This is a genomic window from Halapricum sp. CBA1109 (assembly GCF_009741825.1).
Lineage (GTDB): Archaea > Halobacteriota > Halobacteria > Halobacteriales > Haloarculaceae > Halapricum.
Genome location: NZ_WPCA01000185.1, coordinates 1 through 4,389 on the forward strand (window position 1 = coordinate 1; position 4,389 = coordinate 4,389).

Genomic DNA, 4,389 nt, shown 5'->3' on the forward strand with positions numbered 1-4,389 from the left:
AAAACGGTGGGGAAAAAGCGCGGCGCTCGGTTCGCTCGCGCCGCGTCACTCCTCCTGTGCGTCGACGACGGCGACGCTGGCGAGGTTGACGATGTCCTTGACCTCGTCGCCGCGTTGGATGACGTGGACGGGCGCGTCCATCCCGACGAGCATCGGGCCGATAGCGCCCGCGCCGCCGAGTCGCTGGAGGAGTTTGTAGCCGATGTTGCCCGCTTCGAGGTTCGGGAACACGAGGACGTTCGCGGGGTCGTCCAACTCCGAGAACTCGTAGGTGTCGGTGAGGATGTCCTCGACCAGCGCCGTGTCCGCTTGCATCTCCCCGTCGACGGGGAAGTCGACAGCGGGGTCCTCACGCAGTATCTCGGCGGCGCGGCGGGGCTTGCGAGTCCCCGCGGTGTCGACGCTCCCGAAGTTCGAGTACGAGAGGATAGCCGCCCGCGGGTCGACGTTGAACTCCCGGGCGAGGTCGGCGGTGTGGCGGGTCACCTCGGCCATCACATCCGCGTCTGGGTCGGTGTTGACCGTCGTGTCCGCACAGAAGACGACCTGATTCTTGAACGTCAGCATATAGACGCCGGCCACGTAGTCGGCGTCGTCGGCGGTCCCGATGACCTGCAACGGCGGCCGCAACGCCGAGGGGTAGTGGTGGGTCAGGCCCGTCAACATCGCGTCGGCCTCGCCCATCTCGACGAGGACGCTCCCGAGGTAGTTGCCGTTCCGGATCCGGTCGGCAGCCTCCCGTCGGGTGATCCCCTTGCGCTGGCGGAGTTCGTACAGGCGGTCGGCGTAGCGCTCGACGTCGGCCTCGTCGGGGTCTAAGATGTCCGGGTCGAACGACAGGCCCAGCGTGTCGACGATGGCGGTGATGCGGTCCCGGTCGCCGAGGAGCAGCGGCCGGGCGATGCCCTGGTCGACTATCTGGTAGGCCGCGCGGATCATCTTCTCGTCGTCGCCCTCGGCCAACACCAGCCGTTTGGGGTCGCTCTTTGCCTTGTTCAGGACGACCCGCATCATCTCGCGGGACTTGCCCAGACGGGCTTCCAGCGCCTCGACGTAGCGGTCCAGATCGAGGTCTTTCCGGGCACACCCCGAGTCGATGGCCGCCTCGGCGACGGCGGGCGTCACCTCGAAGAGGACGCGCGGGTCGAGTGGCTTCGGAATGATGTACTCGGGGCCGAACTGCAGCGGTTGGTCGCCGTAGGCCTTGACGACGGCGTCGGGCACGTCTTGACGGGCCAGCGACGCCAGCGCCCGCGCGGCGGCGACCTTCATATCCTCGTTTATCTCCGTCGCGCGGACGTCCAGCGCCCCGCGGAATATAAACGGGAACCCGAGGACGTTGTTCACCTGATTCGGGTAGTCCGAACGGTCGGTCGCCATAATGACCGTGTCCTCGCGGGCGGCTTTGGCCTCGTCGTAGTCGATTTCGGGGTCGGGGTTTGCCATCGCAAAGATGATCGGATTGCTCGCCATCGAGCGGACCATCTCCGGGGAGACGATGCCGCCGACGGAGAGGCCGACGAAGACGTCGGCGCCGTCCATCGCGTCCGCGAGGTCACCCTCGGGGCGGTCGCTGGCGAACTCGGCTTTGAACTCGTTGACCTCGCCCGCCTCAGCGCGGGCCTGGGTGATGATGCCCGAGGAGTCACACATCGTGACGTTCTCGCGGTCGACGCCCAGCGAGACGTAGAAGCGGGCGCTGGCGATGGCGCTCGCGCCGGCCCCCGAGAAGACGATTTCCAGTTCGTCGAGGTCCTTGCCGGCCAGTTCGGCGGCGTTGATCAGCGCCGCCCCGGAAATGATGGCCGTCCCGTGCTGGTCGTCGTGGAAGACGGGGATGTCCAGTTGCTCCCGGAGGCGACGCTCGACCTCGAAACACTCGGGGGCCTTGATGTCCTCTAAGTTGATCCCGCCGAAGGTCGGTTCCATCGCCGAGACGGCCCCCACCATCCCGTCGGGGTCGTCTGTGTCGAGTTCGAGGTCGAAGACGTCGATGTCCGCGAAGCGTTTGAACAGCACGCCCTTGCCCTCCATGACGGGCTTGCAGGCCTCGGGACCGATGTCGCCCAGTCCGAGGGTGGCGCTGCCGTCCGAGACGACGGCGACGAGGTTTCCCTTCGCGGTGTACTCGAAGACGTCCTCGGTCCGCGTCTCGATGGCGCGACACGGGGCGGCGACGCCCGGCGAGTACGCCAGCGAGAGGTCCCGCTGGGTGTTGGTCGGTTTGGTGGTCGCTATCTCTATCTTCCCGGGTGGCTTCTCGCGGTGGTATTCGAGTGCGTCCTCGTCGAGTCCCATGCCGGAGGAGGGTGGCCCACGGCCAAAAAGCTACGCCGACCCGCAAGTCTTCCGACCGCGGCCTTTAGTCGGTCCCGGCCCAACGAGCGGTATGCGAGTTGCCGTCTTCGGCGCTGGATACGCCGGCGTGCCACTGGTCCGACAGCTAGAACAGACACTCCCGCCCGGCGACGAGATAGTCGTCTTCGACGACAGTCCCGTCCACGTCGTCCGCCACGAGATACACCGCGTCGTCCGCCGGCCCGCAATCGCCGAGGACATCGCGGTCCCCTTCACGGACCTGTTCGACCGGGCGGAAGTCCGACAAGAACGTCTCGCCGATATCGACCACGAGGCCGAGGAAGCGACCCTCGACGACGGGACGACCGTCGAGTACGACGCCGCCGCGGTCTGTACCGGCGTCGAGACCGAGTTCTACGGCCTCCCGGGCGTCCGCGAGCACGCGACGCCGTTGCGGACCATCGCCCACGCCGAACGGATCCGCGAGGAGTTTCTCCCCCTCGCCGAGGCCGACGAGGGCGAGGTCATCGTCGGCGGGGCCGGCCTCTCGGGCATCCAGGTGGCCGGCGAACTGGCCGCACTGGCCCGCGAGGAGGGCGCCGAGGGTGTCACGATCCGCCTGCTCGAACAGGCCGACACCGTCGCGCCGGGGTTCCCGACGGACATTCAGGGTCCCCTCCGGGAGGAACTGGAGGCGCGGGACGTGGTGGTCGAGACTGGCCGGACCGTCACGGAAGCCGACGCGGACACCGTCTCGCTGGCCGACGGGACAGAACACGACTACGACCAACTCGTCTGGACCGGTGGGGTCCGCGGGACGGACGTGACCGACGGCGAGCGGCCGGTGGTACGGAGCACACTCCAACTTGGCGACCGGACCTTCGCCGTCGGCGACGCCGCGCGCGTCATCGACGAGGACGGACAGGCCGCGCCGGCGACGGCACACACCGCCGTCAGGCAGGGGCCGGTCGCCGCCGAGAACATCGCCCGCCTGCTGGCACACGACCGCTCCGGCGGCGACGGCTTCGAGCCACGACTGGAACGGTACAACTACGATCAACTGGGGTGGCTGGTCAGCGTCGGGGACGGTGCGGTCGCAAAAGTCGGGCCGACGGTGCTGCGCGGCGCGGCGGCCTACGCGGTGAAGAGTTCGGTCGGTGCGGGCTATCTCACCTCGGTCGGGGCCGTCACGCGGGCCGTCGACTTGGTGCGCGAGGAGTTCGGACTGGCCGCCGGCGAGTAATCAGTTGTCGGCGTCCGCTTCGGCCTCGGCCGCGGCCTCCGCGAGCGCTATCTCCGGGCGCGTCCAGATGACGAACTCGTCGTCGCGTTCGATGACGCCGTTGACGTGTTTCTGGTCGACCGGCGACTCCTTGACTTCGGACTCGGTGACGGGCGTGACCTGCCGGACCTCGTCGACGGCCCAGCCGATGTGACCCTGATCCTCGAAGGTGTCGCCGTCGAAGACGACGATGAGTTCGTCGCTGGTCTCGCCCTCGATGCCGATGGACTCCTTGGGGTCGAGGATAGTCGTGATCTGTCCCCGGAGGTCGACGACCCCGCGGACGAAGTCGGGCGTGTTCGGGACCCGCGTGATCTGTTCTTCCTTGACTATCTCCTCGACGTACATGATGTCCAGACAGTACCGCTCGTCCCCGAGTTCGAACTCGAGGACCCGGACCTCCTCCTCGCTTTCGGCCTCCTCCTCGGCCTCGGTGACCGCTTGGGCGGACTCCTCGGCGTCGACCGTCGTGACCTCGTCGCGTTCGAACTCCGCGGCGGCGCCGGCCGCGGCCGCCGCTGCCGTGGTCGTCTCACCCTTGTCCGCGGCCGTCTCGCCCTCGTCGCCGTCGGACTGACTCGCCGCGGCGGCGGTCCCAGCACCTCCCTCGTCGGCGTCGTCGTCGAACCACGCCGACTCGTCGTCGGTGGGGTCTGCCTCGGCCGCTTCGGTCGGGGTGTCGTCGGCCTCGATTCCTTCCTCCTCGGTGGCCGTCTCGTCGCCACCGTTCCCGGTGGCCGTTTCGCCGCCATCGGCCCCGTCGTCGGGCGATTGGTTCGACCGCTCCTCGGGGGTCGCGGTCGTCGTCG

At 68.2% G+C, this 4,389-nt stretch carries 3 protein-coding genes; 1 reads left to right on the top strand and 2 read right to left on the bottom strand.

The genetic code is table 11. The features are described 5' to 3' along the window. Positions 1-45: 45 nt before the first annotated feature. The gene (locus GJ629_RS14585; protein ID WP_157513679.1) at positions 46-2,298 is read right to left on the bottom strand and encodes an NADP-dependent malic enzyme; all 2,253 of its coding nucleotides are present in this window, start codon (positions 2,296-2,298) and stop codon (positions 46-48) included. Positions 2,299-2,389: 91 nt separating this feature from the next. On the opposite strand from GJ629_RS14585, the gene GJ629_RS14590 reads away from it, so the two are divergent. Then, positions 2,390-3,541, top strand: a complete 1,152-nt coding sequence (locus GJ629_RS14590; RefSeq protein WP_157513680.1) for an NAD(P)/FAD-dependent oxidoreductase — start codon at positions 2,390-2,392, stop codon at positions 3,539-3,541. On the opposite strand, the gene GJ629_RS14595 is transcribed toward GJ629_RS14590, so the two are convergent. Further along, on the bottom strand, positions 3,542-4,389 hold an 848-nt coding region (locus GJ629_RS14595; protein WP_157513681.1), incomplete at its 5' end, for a chemotaxis protein CheW.

Excerpts from the sequence above, each read along its gene's own strand:
- GJ629_RS14590 (WP_157513680.1), top strand. The coding sequence starts at position 2,390 with ATGCGAGTTGCCGTCTTCGGCGCTGGATACGCCGGCGTGCCACTGGTC.
- GJ629_RS14585 (WP_157513679.1), bottom strand. The coding sequence starts at position 2,298 with ATGGGACTCGACGAGGACGCACTCGAATACCACCGCGAGAAGCCACCC.